This window comes from Actinomadura viridis (assembly GCF_015751755.1).
Lineage (GTDB): Bacteria > Actinomycetota > Actinomycetes > Streptosporangiales > Streptosporangiaceae > Spirillospora > Spirillospora viridis.
In genome coordinates this window covers 5,041,207-5,058,049 of record NZ_JADOUA010000001.1, presented here as the reverse complement: position 1 = coordinate 5,058,049, position 16,843 = coordinate 5,041,207, and the positions used below count along the sequence as shown (strand labels likewise).

Below are 16,843 nucleotides of genomic sequence, written 5' to 3'. Positions count from 1 at the left end.
CGCGGGCCGCGGGCGGCCACCGGCCGGTCAGGTCTCCAGGACGGCCTTCAGCACCTCGCCGCCCGCGACCGCGGCCATCGCCCGCTCCGCCTCCCGCAGCGGGAAGGCCGTCACCAGGCTCGCCAGGTCATGGCGGGCGGCCAGCACGGGCAGGAGCCGGACGTACTCGATCAGATGGGCGCCGGTGAACGCCCACGACCCGATCACGTCGAGCTGCCGGTAGACGATCTGGTGCGGGTTGAACGCGGTGTCGCCGCCGTCGGTGTACTGGCCGACGATCAGGTGGCTGCCGCCCCGGCGGGCCAGCCGCACCCCCTGCGCGACCGCCTGGGGGACGCCCGCGCACTCGATGACCAGGTCGGCGCCCCGGCCGTCCGGCGTGGCCGCCCGCACCCGCTCCAGCACCTCCGCCGGGTCCTCGCCGCCCACGATGTCGAAGTGCAGGTCGCCGAACCCGCACCGGGCGGCCGCCTCCAGCCGGGACCGCGGCCCGCCCACGATGATCACCCGCTCGGCGCCGGCCAGCCGCGCCAGCGCCGCGGCCGCCAGCCCGACCGGCCCGCTGCCCTGCACCACCACGACCTCGCCGAGCCGGACCGGACGCCGCTCGTACAACGCGTGGACCATCGTGGGCCCGGCACACGCCAGCGACATCGCCGCGACCGGGTCCACCCCGCCGGGCAGCTTGACGATGGTCGTCCCCGCGCGCAGGTACACCTGCTCCGCCCACGCGCCCGACAGCGCCGGGGGATCGGCCACCGGCCGGTTGACCCCGTAGGTCCGCCGGGCCTCGCACAGCGTCGGCTCCCGGTCCCGCAGGCACGCGCGGCACCGCCCGCAGGCGATCGAGGACGCCCACATGACGGTGTCGCCCTCGCTCAGCGGCTCCCCGAGCGCGTCATGGGCGACCCCGGCGCCGAGCCGCCGGACCACGCCCAGACCCTCGTGACCCAGCACCAAGGGGACGGGCACGTCCAGGTGCCCCTGCCGCAGGTGCAGGTCGGTGCCGCAGATCCCGCCGTACGAGACCGCCACGACGGTGTCGCCGGGCGCGGTCTCCGGAACGGGGAACGCGCGGGTCACCACGGGCTCCCCGAACTTCTCCAGCACCACGGCGACGGCGTCGGTCATCAGATCTCCTCCAGCGGGCCTTCCCGCAGCGTGACGTCGTCCGGCTCCAGCGGGGAGGTGTCCCGTCCGATGAGGTACTCGGGACGCGGCGCACCGGCGGGCCGCGGCGCGTTCGCCACGTCGTTGTAGGTGAGGATGAGCAGGTTACGGGAGAACGGGGAGATGTTGCTGCCCGACCCGTGCACGATCTCCGGGTGGAAGAGCACCACCGACCCGGCCCCGCCCTTGGGCCCGTCCATGCCGTGCGCGCGGACCAGTCCCGTCAGCTCGGCGGGCGTGAGCGCGAAGTCCGCCGGATCGACGTGCTGCGCCGACCGGGGCGACTCCGAACGGGGGCCGCGCACCGCCGTCCCGTGCCGGTGCGACCCCGGGATGAACACCACGGGCCCGTTGAACTCGGTCACGTCGTCCAGGAAGACCGCGACGTTCACCGCGCGGGGCGCCGGCATGCCGTCCACGACATGCCACACGACGAAGTCCTGGTGCCAGGACCACTCCTCGCCGCCGAACGCCGCCTTCGTGTTGATCTTGAACTGGTGGAGGTAGAGCGGCGCCCCCACCAGCCGCCGCGCCGGCTCCAGCAGCCGGCGCGACCGGATCAGGTCCGCGAAGACCTTCCAGCGGGTGTGCGAGGCGTACACCGCGCGCACGCTCCGCCCGTCCTCCTCCATGATCCGGTGCGGCCCCGGCACGTCCCAGTCGCGCTTCAGCGTCCGGCGCAGCGCCTCCACCTCACCGGCCGAGAAGACCGAGTCCAGCAACAGGAAACCGCGCTCGTCGTACTCGGCGAGATCCTTGTCCGTGAGAGCCACCGCCGCTACCTCCTCTCCGCGCTCGCCGGGCCGGCCGCGTGCCGGTCGAGCCGCCTGGCGATGTCCATGGCGAACGCCTCCGGCCAGTGCGTGAAGTAGAAGTGCTCCCCGGGGAACATCCGATGCTCGAACGTCCCGGTGGTCTGCTCGCGCCACCCGCCCAGCAGTTCCTCGTCCACGTCCCGGTCGTCCAGCGAGCCGTAGGCCACGATGGGGCAGTCCAGCGGCGGCTCCGGGGTGTAGACGTAGTCGTCGCACATCTTCAGGTCGGCTCGCAGCACGGGCAGCATCAGCTCCCACAGGTCGCGCTGCGCCAGCACCGGCGCGTCGCCCCCGTACATGCGGCGGACGTCGTCCTCCAGCTCGGCGTCCGTCATGGTCGTGTACTTGCGCGCCGCCGCGGCGTCCTGCGGTCCCCGCATGCCCGACACGATCAGGCAGGCCGGCAGCCGGCCCTCCCCGCGCCGCAGCTCCCGGACCACCTCGAAGGCGAGCAGCGCGCCCATGCTGTGCCCGAAGATCGTCAGGTCGTCGCCGAGATGGGGGACCAGCTCCGCGGCCACGTCCGCGGCGAGCCGCCCGAGATGGCCGGGCGGTTCCTCACCGAAGCGCGTCTCGCGTCCGGGCAGCCGTACGGTCTGCGCGTCCACCGCCGGGGGCAGCAGCCGGATCCAGTCGTCATAGGCGTGGCTGCCGCCGCCCGCGAACGGCATGCAGACGAGCCTGATCCGTCCCGGCGAGCGCCGCGGCGCCCGGCTCAACGCGGTCGATCTCCTGCGGTCGGTCATGTGGCGTCCTCGGTGGATGGTGGAGAGTCGAGCGCGCCGATGGCGGCGGCGACCTCGTCGTCCGTCATGGCCTCGATCTCGGCCAGCAACGCCGCCTCGACGGCGTCCGCCAGCCCGCTGACGGTGGGGTTCTCGAAGAGCAGGCGCAGCGGCAGCCGGATCCCGAACGCCTCCCGGATCCGGTTCATCACCTGGGTGGCGAGGAGCGAGTGCCCGCCGAGGTCGAAGAAGTCGTCGTCCGGATCGACGCGCGGCGTGTTGAGGGTCTGGGCCCAGATATCGGCAAGGCGCCGCTGCGTACCGGTGAGGGCCGCCCCGCCGGACCCCGGTTCCGCGTGCGCGCGCGGCGATTCGGGTGCGGGGAGTGCTTTCTGGTCGAGTTTTCCGGTGGGGGTGAGGGGGAAGCGGTCGAGGGTGATGTAGTGGGTGGGGATCATGTAGTCGGGCAGGGACTGCTTGAGGTGGGCGCGTAGTTCGTGGGTTGTGGGGCGTTGTCCTGGTTTGGGGATGATGTAGGCGGTGAGCTGGACATCCCCGGCGGGTGTTTGGGTTGTGGTGATGTGGGTGTCGGTGATGGCGGGGTGCTGGAGCAGGGTGGTGTGGATCTCGCCGGGTTCGATGCGGTAGCCGCGGATCTTGAGTTGGTGGTCGATGCGGCCGAGGAAGTCCAGGGTGCCGTCGGTGTTCCAGCGGGCCAGGTCTCCGGTGCGGTAGAGGCGTGCACCGGGGGTGGTGGCGTGGGGGTCGGGGATGAAGGCCGCCGCGGTCAGGTCGGGGCGTCCCAGGTAGCCGCGGGCCAGTCCCGCGCCGCCCACGCACACCTCTCCCGGCACTCCTGGGGGGACGGGGTGCAGGTCGGGGTCGAGCAGGTAGATGCGGGTGTTGGCGATCGGTGCGCCTACGGGTGGATCTGAGGGCCAGTGGGCGGGGTCGCCGGTCATGTCGTGTCCGGTGATCACGTGGGCTTCGGTGGGCCCGTAGTGGTTGTCCAGCCGCAACCGCCCCTCACCGGCGGCGGGGAGCCCTTCCAGGAAACGGCGCACCTCGGTGTTGAGGTGCAGGCGGTCACCGGCGGTGGTGATCTCCACCAACTCCAGCCGGTCGTGTCCCTGTCCGTCATGCTGGTGCTGGGTGTGGGTGAGTTGTTCCAGGACCATGGGCGGGCAGAACAGCCGCCGGACCCGGTGGCGGGCGATGATCTCGATCATCTGCTGCGGGTCGCGGCGCTGGTCGTTCGACAGCAGCACGATGTGCCCGCCCGCCTGCCAGGTGGAGAAGATCTCCTGCACCGAGATGTCGAAGTTCAACGAGGAGAACTGGAGTGTGGGCCCGGGGACGGTGGTGCGGGCGCGTTGCCAGTGCAGCAGGTTCAGCAGCGGCCGGTGACTCATCGCCACACCCTTGGGCCGCCCCGTCGACCCCGAGGTGTAGATCACGTAACACAGATCGTCGGGATGGCCCTCGGGCGGGTCGCCCACCGGCCCGCCCGCCCAGTGGTCCTGGTCGGTGTCGGCGCGGACCGCCTCCACTCCTGCGGGCAGCCGCCCGGCCAGGGCCTGGTCGGTGACGGTCAGGGCGGCGCGGGCGTCCTCGAGCTGGAAGGCGATCCGGTCGTCGGGATGGGCCGGGTCCAGCGGCAGGTAGGCCCCGCCGGCCTTCAGGATGGCCAGGATGGTCACGATCTGGTCGGGGCCGCGGGGCAGCAGAACGCCCACCACGGTTTCGGGGCCGACGCCCTTGCCGCGCAGCCACCACGCCAGCCGGTTCGCCTCGGCGTTCAAGTCCCCGAACGTCAACGAACCGCCGTCCCACACCACCGCCAACCCCTCGGGTGTGGCCGCGGCCTGGTCCTGGAACACACCCGCGAGCGTGCGGGTGTCATCGACCGCCACCGCGGTGTCATTCCACTCGACCAGCAGACGCCGGTTCTCCTCGGCGGAGAGGACGTCGATCGACCAGACCAGGGCGTCGGGGTCCGCGGCGACGGCGGTCAGCAGGTTCACGTAATGATCGGCGAAACGCCGCATCGTCCCGGCCTCGAACAGGTCGGCGGCGTAGATCAGCTCACCGGAGAGGGCCCCCGACGGCGTCTCGGCCAGATGGAGCTCCACGTCGAAGCGGGTCGTCACCAGCCCCGAGGCGAACCGTCCGGCCGGCGCGCCCGCCAGGTCGAGACCGGCGCCGGGGGTGAACAGGTCGAACCAGACCTGGATGACCGGGTTCCGGCTGAGATCGCGCGGCGGTGCCAGCTCCTCCACCAGCCGCTCGAACGGCAGATCCTGGTGGGCGAGCGCCTGGAGCAGCGTCTCGCGTACGCGGTCGACCACCTCGGAGAACCCGGGCCGCCCGGACAGGTCGGCGCGGAGCGGCAGAGAGTTGACGAAGAAACCGATCAGGTCCTCCAGCTCCGGGTGCGACCGGCCCGCCGAGGGGCAGCCCACCACGAAATCCCGGCGGCCGGTGTGCCGCGCGATCAGGACCTGGTACGCGGCCATCGCGACCATGAACGGTGTCACGCCGCGTTCCCGGGCCATCGATCGCAGCGGCGCCGCCACCGCGGCGGGCACGGTGAACTCCACCACGTCCCCCAGATAGGACGGGACGGCGGGGCGCGGCCGGTCGGCCGGCAGTTCCAGCGTCATGGGCGCGCCGTCGAGCCGCTCCCGCCAGTAGGCGAGCCGCCGTTTCAGCAGCGAGTCGGGCAGATGCTCGCGCTGCCACACGGCGAAGTCGGTGTACTGGACGGCGAGCGGCTCGAGCCGTGGCGTCCGCCCGCCGGCCGCCATGGCGTACGCGGCGGACAGGTCGGCCTCGAAGATCCTCAGTGACCAGCCGTCGAAGACGGCGTGGTGGGCCACGACGACCAGGACGTGGTCGGCCGCGCCGAGCCGCAGCAGCCGGGCACGCAGCAGCGGGCCCTCCGCCAGGTCGAAGGGCGTCTCCGCCTCCGCGCGCGCCAGTTCGCGGGCGGCGGCCTCCGGATCCGCGGCCCCCGACACGTCGGCGACCTCCAGCCGGATCCGCTCGGCGCGGTCGGCCACCTGGCGCGGCTCGCCGCCCACCGTGCGGAAGCGCGACCGCAGCACCTCGTGGCGTTCGGCCACCGCGCGCAGCGCCGCGCCGAGGGCGCCCGCGTCCAGCGCGGACCCGACGCGGTACGCCTTGCAGGTGTTGTAGGCGAGCATGCCCGGAGTGAGCTGGTCCAGGAACCACAGCCGCTGCTGGGCGAGCGACAGGGGCCGGTGGTCCGCCCGCTCACGGGGGCGCGGCGGGGGAGCGCCGCGGGTGGACGGAGCGTCCGACGCGGCGGCGGCCAGCCGTTCGACCGTGCGATGGAGGAACAGGGCACGGGTGGGCAGGTCCGCGCCCAGCGCCTCCCGTACCCGCACCATCACGCGGGTCGCCAGCAGCGAGTCACCGCCCAGGGCGAAGAAGTCGTCGAGCGCGCCCACGTCCGGACGGTCCAGCACCCTCGCCCAGATCCCGGCGATCACGGCTTCGGCATGGTCGCGCGGGGCGACCCGCGGGACGGTGCCGGGGGCCGCGGCCGGCAGCCGGGCCCGGTCCACCTTGCCCGTACGGGTCAGCGGCAGCTCCGCCAGCGGCACGATCCGGGCGGGCAGCATGAAGTCGGGGAGCCGTTCCATCAGGTGCGCGTACAGGTCGGCGTCGGGGACCGGCGGACCGGCGGGCACCGTGTACGCGACCAGGATCGGCTCGCCGCGGTCTCCGGGCACGGGCGCGACGACGGCGTCGGCCAGGCCCGGGTGGCCGCGCAGGACCGCCGCGATCTCACCCGGCTCGATCCGGTAACCGCGGATCTTCACCTGGTCGTCGGCGCGGCCGAGGAACTCCAGGGTCCCGTCGGGGCGGCGGCGGGCCAGGTCCCCGGTCCGGTACATCCGGGCGCCGGGGAGTCCCGCGAACGGGTCCGGCAGGAACCGGCCGGCGGTGAGGCCGGCCCGCCCCAGGTAGCCGTACGCCAGGCACGTCCCGCCGATGACCAGCTCTCCCGGCGTGCCGTCGGGCACCGGACGCGCCGCGTCGTCCAGCACGTACGCCCGCACGCCCGGCAGCGGGCGGCCGATCGGCACGCGCGGCCCGTTCCCCTCCTTCCGGGAGGTCCAGGCCGTCACGGCGACCGTGGCCTCGGTCGGCCCGTACTGGTTGACGAGTTCCGCGCCCGGCACGGTCGCGTGGAAGCGCGCGCAGACCTCGGGTGCGAGCTCCTCGCCGCCGCAGACCACGAACCGCAGCGACGCCAGCCGCCGCGCCGCGTCCGGGTGGTCCAGCATCCGCCGCAGCAGGGACGGGACGACGTCCAGCAGGGTGACGCGGTGCTCCTCGATCGCCGGGAGCAGTACCTCCGGGTCGAGCCGCCGCTCGCCTCCCGTGAAGACGAGCGCGGCGCCCTCCGTCAGCGGGAGCAGCAGCTCGCGGCTCGCGGCGTCGAACGCCACCGCGTGCGTGGGCAGGACCCGGTCGGCGGGGGTGATCCCGTACCGGCCGGCGCTCCAGGAGATCAGCTCCAGCAGCGAGCGGTGGCCGACCGCGACCCCCTTGGGCCGGCCGGTCGAGCCGGAGGTGTAGATCACGTAGGCGGGGGCGTCCGGGGAGGTGGACGCCCCTTCCTCGCCGTCCGGCGCGCCGGGCGCGTCCACCACCGCGGGCAGGGCGTCGACCTGGAGGACCGGGGGAGCGTCCGCGGGCAGGCCGTCCGGCCGCGCGGGATCGGCGAGCACCAGCGCGGCTCCGGCGTCGGCCGCCATGAAGGCCAGCCGGTCGCGCGGGTACGCCGGGTCCAGGGGGAGGTACGCGCGGCCGCTCTTGAGCACCGCCAGCATCCCCGCCACCAGGCCCGGGCCGGGGCCGAGGCGGAGCGCGACCACGTCGCCCGGTACGGTGCGCTCCCGTATCAGCGCGGAGAGCCGGTCCACCGTGCCGCCCAGTTCCCCGTAGGTGGTCCGTTCGCCGTCGAGGAGGACGGCGGTGGCGCCGGGCGCGGACGCCACCGCCCGTTCGAAGCGCTCGACGAGGCCCCGCACCGGCCGATCCGCGGGTGTGCCGGTCATCGGCGTCACCGGCCGAACGTCAGCCGGGAGATGTCGTGGGAGGTGGCGCCGTCGACGGCCAGGTCCACGCAGATCTGCCCGAACAGCGGGGCGAACTTGAACATCCACCCGGCGGCGCAGACGACCACCCGGCCGGCGCCCGCCGTCCCCTCCGGCACGGTGCCGAGGTAGAAGTCGCGGCCGGGATCCGCGGGAAGCGCGATCAGGCAGGTCGACGGCCGCAGCGGCTCAGGATCGAGACCCGGCATGTGCCGCCGGACCCAGTCGGCCGTCCGCCGCAGGTCGGCCGCGCGCGGCGTCCCGTCCGCCTCCCGCGGGGAATGGAGGGGGTCGACCTCGAAGTCGGGCGCCACGCGGATCGTGCCCCGCGGCCCCCACGGGCTCTGCCCGAACCCGTAGAACAGGTTGCTGTCGGTCTCGGCCGGTTTCTGGAAGGCGAACCAGGTGGGGTAGTCGACCGAGGGGTCGCGTACCTGGAAGTAGGCGGTGGCCATCTCGTAGATCTCCACCTTGAACTCCACCCCCCAGGACCGCAGCAGCTCGCCCGAGTACGCGCCGCCGGCCACCACGAGCCGTCCGGCGGTCAGGGTCCCCGCGCCCGTCGACAGCCGCACCCCGTCCCCGGTGACGGCGAGGCCGGTGACCCGCTGCCGCTCGCGCAGGTCCGCCCCGGCGGCGCGGGCCTGGCAGTACAGGGCGAAGAGCGTGCCCTTGACGTCGATCACGCCGCCGCCGGGCTGGTAGAAGCCCTCGTAGTGGCCGGGGAGGTCGCGGAAGCCGAACCGGCGTTCGATCTCCGCGGCGGTCACCCACTCGAAGGGCAGGTCCAGGCGTTCCAGGACCTTCGCGGCGTCACTGATGTGGCCCTCGTTGGTGCTCTCGGCGACCTCGCCGAACCACAGGCTGCCGGTGGTGTGGATCAGCCGCCGGCCCGCGGCCTCCTCCAGTTCCCGCCACAGCGGCACCGCGGCGAGGACGAGCCGGGTCATCTCCTCGTCGCTGTACTGGAACCGCCACTGCCGCTCGACGCCGGCGGAGCTGGCCCGGTCGCCGAAGAACTCGTCCTGCTCCAGCAGCACGACCGACAGCCCGGCCCGTGCGGCCCGCCAGGCGCAGGAGAGCCCCACGGCGCCGCCGCCCACGACGGCGAGGTCGAACGTGCGATGCTGATCGGCCATCGACTGCTCCTCCTCGAGAACCGCGGACATCGCCGGTCAGGCAGTGACCTCGGAGAACGTCTCCTCCAGCGCGACCCGCATCTTCTTGATCTGCGTCTCGCCGAGCCAGGGCTGGCAGGGCAGGTTGATCTGCTGGCCGAACCACAGCCGCTCCGCCACCGGGCACTCGCCCAGCCCGTGCCCGAGCCTGCGCCACTCGGGCAGCAGGTGCAGCGGGAAATAGCGGAGCCAGACCTCCACGCCCAGCTCCCGCAGCCGCGCCACGACCCGGTCGCGGTCGACGCCGCTCTCGGGATCGACGAAGAAGGTGTAGAGGTGGTAGGCGTGCAGGACGTCGTGCGGTGCCCGCTGGATCCGCGCGCCGGGCAGCGCCGCCAGGGTCTGGTCAAGCTGCCCGGCGTTCGAGCGGCGGCGGGCGGTCAGCTCGGGCAGCTTGCGCAGCTGGAGCCGCCCGACCCCGGCGGCGGGCTCGCTCATCGTCGCGTTCGTCCCCGCGTACCGCACCTCCACGCACTCGTGGGTGTACGACAGCTCCGGGTAGAGCGCCTGCGGCACCGGAGGGATCGGGGTCGCGGACGGGGGCAGCGACCGGTAGATCCCGTCGCACTGGTTGCCGCGCCAGCGCAGCACGCGCTCGGCCCAGTCGTCCCGGTCGAACGTGATCATCCCGCCCTCGCCGAGGGTGGTGATGTTCTTGGTGGAGTGGAAACTGAAGCAGCCGATGTCGCCCAGGGAGCCGGGCCGGCGGCCCCGGTACTCGGCGCCCAGCGCGTGCGCCGCGTCCTCGACGACCAGGAAGCCGTGCTCGCGGGACAGCCGGACGATCTCGTCCATGTCGGCGGGCAGGCCGCCGTAGTGCACCAGGATGACCGCCCGGGTCCGGGGTGAGATCAGGGTGCGCAGGACGTCCACGTCGATGTTCAGAGTATTCGGGTCGATATCGCAGAACCGGACGCGGACATCCAGTTCGAGCAATGGCTGGATGGTCGCGTTGTAGGTTTGCGGAGTGACGATGACCTCGTCGCCGGGATTGAGGCCGAGAAGCTGAATCGCCAGCCTGAGTGCCACCGTGCCGCTGGTCATGGAGAAGGCGTGGGCGGAGCCGACATAATCCCTGAAATCCGCTTCGAAACGGTCTCGCAGCGGCCCCTGTGAAAGCCCTTCCGTCGATGTCAGCAGGCTGGTCAGCAGGGAGATCTCTGCCTCGTCGAACCGGCTGCCAAGGCGCGGATAGGGGACTTCATATCCCCCGTTATCGGTCACTCCACTCCTCCGCTCCGTCGCAGGGCGGCCACCTGTCCGGGGCCTGCCAGGACCAATACTGTGAACGGGCTCTATCACGCCGCTATCGCCATGCTGTCGATAGACGGCCGGTACTCCATACCAGCCTGCGAACTGAAATGGAACTGCGCGAAACTGCCTTCTCGAATGGCTTCCGGGGGTGCCGGAACGCGGCCTGGGGCCCGGCTCCGGACGGCTTCGACGGGCCGCCGTGCCCGCATGCTGGACACATGCCCGGGGGTGAGTGCCGTCGTCGCAAGTCCCTGCCACAGAGAAAGACCAGGTCAGCGGAGTGTCTGCTGATCAAGGCGCACCAAAGTTGAGTCATCAGGGCTCAAGCGCGTTGACAGTGCTTCGGATGCTGAGGCACTCTTGGGACGGGAGAGCGACGATGGACCAGCCGAGTGATCATGACGGAGGGTGAGAGATATGGCGCGCGCGGTCGGTATCGACCTGGGGACGACCAACTCGGTGGTGGCGATCCTGGAGGGCGGGGAGCCCACGGTGATCGCCAATGCGGAGGGGTCGCGGACGACGCCGTCTGTCGTGGCGTTCGCGAAGAACGGTGAGGTGCTGGTCGGCGAGGTCGCCAAGCGCCAGGCGGTGACGAATGTGGACCGCACCATCCGGTCGGTGAAGCGTGAGATGGGCACCGACTGGAAGACCTCGATCGACGGCAAGGACTTCACGCCGCAGCAGATCAGCGCGTTCGTGCTGCAGAAGCTGAAGCGGGACGCGGAGGCGTATCTGGGCGAGAAGGTGACCGACGCGGTCATCACCGTCCCGGCGTATTTCTCCGACCATCAGCGGCAGGCGACGAAGGAGGCCGGGCAGATCGCGGGGCTGAACGTCCTGCGGATCATCAACGAGCCGACCTCGGCGGCGCTGGCGTATCACCTGGAGAAGGAGAACGAGGCCACGATCCTGGTGTTCGACCTGGGCGGCGGCACTTTTGACGTGTCGCTGCTGGAGGTGGGGGAGGGGGTCGTGGAGGTCAAGGCGACCTCCGGTGACAACCACCTGGGCGGTGACGACTGGGACAGCAAGGTCGTGGACTGGCTGGTGGAGCGGTTCAAGAACGCCAACGGCGTGGACCTGGCCAAGGACAAGATGGCGCTGCAGCGGCTGCGGGAGGCGGCGGAGAAGGCCAAGATCGAGCTGTCGTCCTCGTCGGAGACGCAGATCAACCTGCCCTACATCACCGCCTCCTCCGAGGGCCCGCTGCACCTGGACGAGAAGCTGACGCGCGGGGAGTTCCAGCGGTTGACGTCCGACCTCCTGGAGCGCACCAAGGGCCCGTTCCAGCAGGTCCTCAAGGACGCGGGCATCAGCGTCAAGGACATCGACCAGGTCGTCCTGGTGGGTGGCTCCACGCGTATGCCGGCGGTGTCGGAGCTGGTGAAGGAGTTGACGGGGGGCAAGGAGCCCAACAAGGGCGTCAACCCCGACGAGGTGGTGGCGATCGGCGCGTCGCTGCAGGCGGGTGTGCTGAAGGGCGAGGTGAAGGACGTCCTGCTGCTGGACGTGACGCCGCTGAGCCTGGGCATCGAGACCAAGGGCGGCATCTTCGCCAAGATCATTGAGCGGAACACCACGATTCCGACCAAGCGGTCGGAGTCGTTCTCGACGGCCAGTGACAACCAGCCGTCGGTGGGGATCCAGGTGTTCCAGGGCGAGCGTGAGATCGCCGCGTACAACAAGAAGCTGGGCACGTTCGTGTTGGACGGGATCGCGCCGGCGCCGCGCGGGGTTCCGCAGATCGAGGTGACCTTCGACATCGACGCCGACGGGATCGTCAACGTCTCGGCCGTCGACCAGGGCACCGGCAAGGCCCAGTCGATCACGATCACGGGCGGCTCGGCCCTCCCCAAGGACGACATCGAGAAGATGGTCCGGGAGGCCGAGCAGTACGCCGAGGAGGACCGCCGCCGCAAGGAGGAGGCCGAGGTCCGCAACCAGGCCGACACCCTCGCCTACTCCACCGAGAAGTTCCTCAAGGAGAACGAGGACAAGGTCCCCGCCGACGTCAGGACCGAGGTGGAGGAGGCCATCGCCGACCTGAAGAAGGCACTGGACGGCACCGACGTCGACGCCATCCGCAACGGCACCGAGAAACTGGCGAAGGTCAGCCAGAAGGTGGGCACGGCGATCTACGCGCAGGGCCAGCAGGGCGCGCCCGGCGACACCGGCACCACCGCCGGGGACGAGACCGGGGAGACGGCCAAGGACGACGACGTGGTCGACGCCGAGATCGTCGACGACGACAAGGACGGTGACAAGCGCGGCGGCGGGGCCTGAGCGGTGTTCCGGCCGAGCCACGGGCCGGGCGGCGCCCGCCGTCCGGCCCGGCGAACCGCCCGCCGGCGGGAGGAAAAGTGATGGAGGTCCGCGGCGAGGACGCCGGAGGGGCCGGCGCCCGGGACAGGGTGGCCGAGCTGGAGGCCGAGCTGGCCGAGGCGCGCGGGCAGGCGGCCGAACGGCTCGTCGACCTGCAACGGCTCCAGGCGGAGTACGCCAACTATCGCAAGAGGGTCGAACGGGACCGGTCGGCCGTACGCGTGCAGGCGCTCGGCAACGTGCTCACCGGGCTGCTCCCGGTCCTGGACGACATCGAGCGGGCCCGCGAACAGGACGAGCCGGTCAAGGGATTCCAGCAGGTCACCGAGGTCCTTGAGGAGATGCTCGGCAAGCTGGGCCTGGTGCGCTTCGGTGCCGAGGGCGAGGTCTTCGACCCGCGCACGCACGAGGTCCTGATGACCTCCACCTCGGCGGAGGTCACCGAGCCCACGGCCGTCCGCGTGCTGCGGCCCGGCTACTCGGTGGCGGACCGGATCCTGCGGCGGGCGCAGGTCGTGCTCGCCGAGCCCCCGGCCGGGCCCGGCACCGCACCCCGGCCCGCGTCCGGGGACGACCCTGAGGGCCCACCGGAGGCGGGCCCTTGAGACCCCGCGAGGCATGACGGGGGCGGGGCGATCGTGCACGAACAGGCGGAAAGAAAAAGGAGAGACGTCGGTGGATCCCTTCAGTGAAGACGCCCCCGTCTATGTCATCTCGGTGGCGGCGGAGCTGTCCGGCCTCCACCCGCAGACCTTGCGCACCTACGACCGGATGGGGCTGGTCAGCCCGGGCCGCACGGCCGGGCGCAGCCGCCGCTACTCCCTGCGCGACATCACCATGCTGCGCGAGATCCACCGGCTCACCCAGCAGGAGGGCGTCAACCTCGCCGGCATCAAGCAGATCTTCTATCTGCAGCGCGAGTCGGAGAGCCTGCGGGCGGAGGTCGCCCGGCTGAGGTCGATGATCGACCAGCTGCGCAACGAGCTGGAGTCCACCCGCGCGGTGGCGGCCCGCCTCGCCCGGCTCCGCGGCGCGCCCGAGCCGGCCGGCGGCCAGGACCTGGTCCCGGTCCGGCACACCGAGATGGTGCTGTTGCGCCCGCCCGCGATCGAGTAAGCCGGTGTGCCCGCCACGGGTCCTTCAGGGGCGGACCGCGCTGACCAGCCACTGGGCGCCCGGCAGGAGCACTCCCTGTGGCCGCGTGTACGACGTCAGCGCGGTCGTGAGCCGGGTGCGCGCCTCCTCCCAGGACAGCCCGTCCGCCTGTTCGACGATGTAGCGGGTCGGTCCGCTGGCGAGGAAGACGCCGGCGGCCTCGGCGGCATCCTGCCCGAAGCGCAGCGGCAGGTGGACGGGAGCGACCGACACGTCGATGAGACCGGCGGCGGCGAGCACCTCGCCGAGCCGGTCCCGATCCGACAGCGAGAACATCGCGGGGGCGGGTCCCGGGTAGGCGTCGACCACGGCTCGTGGCCGCGGCGGGACGCCCAGCAGGGCGGCGACCGGGATCACGTACCAGCCGCAGTCCTCGGGCGGCTGCGGGCAGACGAAGGCCAGCCGCCCGCCGGGCCGGAGCGCGGCCCGGATGTTGGTGAACGCGGCCACCGGGTCCGCGAAGAACATCACCCCGTACTTGCTGACGGCCGTGTCGAAGCCGCCCGCGGGGAACGGGTGGACCTGCACGTCGGCCTGCTCGAAGACGACGTTGCCGATACCGGCCGCCGCCGCGTCCCGGCGCGCCCGGTCGAGCATCGGCCCGGAGAGGTCGGCGCCGGTCACCTGACCCGCCGGTGCGCGTCGAGCGACCTGACGGGTGAGGTCTCCCGCGCCGCACCCGATCTCGAGCACCCGGTCGCGCTCGGTGACGCGGGCGGCGTCCAGCAGCAGGCGGTGCAGGTCGGCGTCGTGGTCGGCCTCGGGCATCGGCTTGGCCGCCCAGGCGGCTCCTTCCGCTCCGTTCCAGGCTTCGAACTGGGCGCGGTTCTCGATGGTCATCGGCACACTCCATATGAACAATCGTTCATGAACGTATGTTCATATTGATGCGCGTTTCGGCGAATGTCAACGGTCTTCCTCGAACAAGACCCGGGCCCGGCGGCTTCAGGCGGCTTCAGGGCGATGAAAGTTTGAAATGACCGGTGCCTCGTTCCCGGTGCTGGGCTGTCATGGAGTGGGAGCGCTCCCACCCCTGTCCCGACATCCCGGATCCCGACCGAGGACGGAGATCGCACCATGGATCATCGTGACCATGCCGGAACCGCCCGCCCGGCCCGCCGCGCCACCGGCGCCCGCCTCGTCCTGACACTGCTGTCGGCGGTGACGCTCGTCCTGATCCCCTGGGCGGGCCCCGCGTCCGCGCACGGGTCGATCGTCGACCCGGCGTCCCGGAACTACGGCTGCTGGCTGCGCTGGGGCAGCGACTTCCAGAACCCCGCGATGGCGCAGCAGGACCCCATGTGCTGGCAGGCGTGGCAGGACAACCCCAACGCCATGTGGAACTGGAACGGGCTGTACCGCGACAACGTCGGCGGCGACCACCAGGGCGCCGTCCCGGACGGGCACCTGTGCAGCGGCGGCCTGACCGAGGGCGGCCGCTACAGGTCCATGGACACCGTGGGGCCGTGGAAGACGACCGACGTCGGCAGCGACTTCACGGTGAAGCTGTACGACCAGGCCAGGCATGGCGCCGACTACTTCCGCGTCTACGTCAGCCGCCAGGGCTACGACGCCCTCACCCAGCCGCTGCGCTGGAGCGACCTCGAACTGGTGCGGGAGACCGGCCGCTACGCCCCCGCGCAGGACATCTCGATCGATGTCAGCGCCCCCGGCCGCAGCGGGCGCCATGTCGTCTTCACCATCTGGCAGGCGTCGCACATGGACCAGGCGTACTACATCTGCAGCGATGTGAACTTCGGCTGAGGCCGGGACGGAGCGGGGCGGTGATCTCCTCACCGCCCCGCCCTCCGTTCAGCTCGCGGCGCCCACCAGCCCGTGCGGGTCGATCACGTACTTGCGGGCCGCTCCCTTGTCGAACTCCTCGTACCCCTCGGGGGCCCGGTCCAGCGGGATGACCGTGGCGTTGACGTTGCGGGCGATCTGCACCCGGTCGTGCAGGATCGCCATCATGAGCTGGCGGTTGTACCGCATGACCGGGCACTGTCCGGTGGTGATGACGTGGGACTTCGCCCAGCCCAGGCCGATGCGGATGCCCAGCTGGCCGATCCTGGCGTTCTCGTCCACGCCGCCGGGGTCGCCGGTCACGTACAGGCCGGGGATGCCGAGCCTGCCGGCCGCCCGCGTGATGTCCATGAGGGAGTTCAGGACGGTGGCCGGACGCTCGCCGCCGGACTCGGGGCCGTGGCCGCGGGCCTCGAAGCCCACGCAGTCGACGGACGCGTCCACCTCGGGGACCCCGAGGATCTGCTCGAGCTGGTCGGCGAGGTCGGCGTGCTGGGACAGGTCGATGGTCTCGCAGCCGAAGCTCCTGGCCTGCCGGAGCCGCTCGGCGTTCATGTCGCCCACGATGACGACGGCCGCGCCGAGCAGGAAGCAGGAGGTGGCGCAGGCCAGCCCCACCGGGCCGGCACCGGCGACGTAGACCGTGGAACCGGTCGTCACGCCGGCGGTGTAGGCGCCGTGGTAGCCGGTGGGGAAGATGTCCGACAGCATCGTCAGATCGCGCATCTTCGCCATGACCGTGTCGCGGTCCGCCGGGATCTTCAGCAGGTTCCAGTCGGCGTAGGGCACGGTGACGTACTCGGCCTGGCCGCCGTGCCAGCCGCCCATGTCGACGTACCCGTAGGCGGCGCCCGCCCGGGCGGGGTTGACGTTCTCGCAGACGCCGGTGTGGCGCTCCTTGCAGTTGCGGCAGCGCCCGCAGGCGATGTTGAACGGGACGCTGCAGATGTCGCCCTTCTTGATGAACTCCACATCGCTGCCCACCTCGATGACCTCACCGGTGATCTCGTGGCCGAGGGTGAGGCCGGCGGGCGCGGTGGTGCGGCCGCGGACCATGTGCTGGTCCGATCCGCAGATGTTGGTGGCGATGGTCTTCAGGATGGCGCCGTGGTTGAGCTTGCGCTCGTTCTGTTCGTGCAGCACCAGCTCGGGGAAGTCCAGGTCCTCGACCCGGACCTCGCCCGGCCCCTCGTAGACGACGCCTCGGTTCGTGTTGGCCACGACTGATCTCTCCTTGATCGGACTGAGTTCGTCGGAGCCGGGGGCGGTTCCGGCGAATCCGTCCC

Annotated in this window: 12 protein-coding genes; 4 read left to right on the top strand and 8 right to left on the bottom strand. The window is 71.7% G+C overall.

Annotated elements, in window-relative coordinates; genetic code table 11:
• Window positions 1-27: 27 nt before the first annotated feature.
• From IW256_RS23275 to IW256_RS23250, 6 genes are read right to left on the bottom strand one after another with little or no spacing between them, the layout of a single operon-like run.
• A complete protein-coding gene (locus IW256_RS23275; RefSeq protein ID WP_197012996.1) occupies window positions 28-1,131 on the bottom strand; it encodes a zinc-binding dehydrogenase in 1,104 nt (367 codons plus the stop codon).
• Window positions 1,131-1,943, bottom strand: coding sequence for a phytanoyl-CoA dioxygenase family protein (locus IW256_RS23270; protein WP_197012995.1), 813 nt, complete (start codon window positions 1,941-1,943; stop codon window positions 1,131-1,133). The genes IW256_RS23275 and IW256_RS23270 overlap by 1 nt, the downstream gene beginning before the upstream one ends.
• A gap of 5 nt (window positions 1,944-1,948) precedes the next feature.
• Window positions 1,949-2,731 (bottom strand): thioesterase II family protein, encoded by a 783-nt coding sequence (locus IW256_RS23265; protein WP_197012994.1) that lies wholly within the window; start codon window positions 2,729-2,731, stop codon window positions 1,949-1,951.
• Window positions 2,728-7,803 carry a non-ribosomal peptide synthetase gene (locus IW256_RS23260; protein WP_197012993.1) on the bottom strand — a complete coding sequence of 1,692 codons (5,076 nt, stop codon included), beginning with the start codon at window positions 7,801-7,803 and terminating at the stop codon, window positions 2,728-2,730. Before IW256_RS23260 ends, IW256_RS23265 begins: the two co-directional genes overlap by 4 nt.
• A gap of 5 nt (window positions 7,804-7,808) precedes the next feature.
• Window positions 7,809-8,981 carry an NAD(P)/FAD-dependent oxidoreductase gene (locus IW256_RS23255; RefSeq protein ID WP_197012992.1) on the bottom strand — a complete coding sequence of 391 codons (1,173 nt, stop codon included), beginning with the start codon at window positions 8,979-8,981 and terminating at the stop codon, window positions 7,809-7,811.
• A 36-nt stretch (window positions 8,982-9,017) separates the two neighbouring features.
• Window positions 9,018-10,244: a DegT/DnrJ/EryC1/StrS family aminotransferase gene (locus tag IW256_RS23250; RefSeq protein WP_197012991.1), complete on the bottom strand. Its 1,227-nt coding sequence runs from the start codon at window positions 10,242-10,244 to the stop codon at window positions 9,018-9,020.
• 447 nt (window positions 10,245-10,691) lie between these two features.
• Between IW256_RS23250 and dnaK the strand changes: the two genes are divergently transcribed.
• The 3 genes from dnaK (at window position 10,692) to IW256_RS23235 (ending at window position 13,715) form a co-directional block, all read left to right on the top strand.
• Window positions 10,692-12,560: a molecular chaperone DnaK gene (gene dnaK / locus IW256_RS23245; protein WP_197012990.1), complete on the top strand. Its 1,869-nt coding sequence runs from the start codon at window positions 10,692-10,694 to the stop codon at window positions 12,558-12,560.
• 80 nt (window positions 12,561-12,640) lie between these two features.
• Window positions 12,641-13,204 (top strand): nucleotide exchange factor GrpE, encoded by a 564-nt coding sequence (grpE, locus tag IW256_RS23240; protein ID WP_197012989.1) that lies wholly within the window; start codon window positions 12,641-12,643, stop codon window positions 13,202-13,204.
• A 70-nt stretch (window positions 13,205-13,274) separates the two neighbouring features.
• Window positions 13,275-13,715 (top strand): heat shock protein transcriptional repressor HspR, encoded by a 441-nt coding sequence (locus tag IW256_RS23235; RefSeq protein ID WP_307829013.1) that lies wholly within the window; start codon window positions 13,275-13,277, stop codon window positions 13,713-13,715.
• A 24-nt stretch (window positions 13,716-13,739) separates the two neighbouring features.
• Here IW256_RS23235 and IW256_RS23230 read toward each other — a convergent pair whose 3' ends face one another.
• Complete coding sequence (locus IW256_RS23230) at window positions 13,740-14,594, bottom strand: class I SAM-dependent methyltransferase (RefSeq protein ID WP_197012987.1); 855 nt, start codon at window positions 14,592-14,594, stop codon at window positions 13,740-13,742.
• A gap of 237 nt (window positions 14,595-14,831) precedes the next feature.
• On the opposite strand from IW256_RS23230, the gene IW256_RS23225 reads away from it, so the two are divergent.
• Entirely contained in the window at window positions 14,832-15,518 is a 687-nt protein-coding gene (locus IW256_RS23225) for a lytic polysaccharide monooxygenase auxiliary activity family 9 protein (protein ID WP_197012986.1), read from the top strand.
• A 48-nt stretch (window positions 15,519-15,566) separates the two neighbouring features.
• Here IW256_RS23225 and fdhA read toward each other — a convergent pair whose 3' ends face one another.
• A complete protein-coding gene (fdhA, locus tag IW256_RS23220; RefSeq protein ID WP_307829012.1) occupies window positions 15,567-16,778 on the bottom strand; it encodes a formaldehyde dehydrogenase, glutathione-independent in 1,212 nt (403 codons plus the stop codon).
• Between the last annotated feature and the right edge of the window lie 65 nt (window positions 16,779-16,843).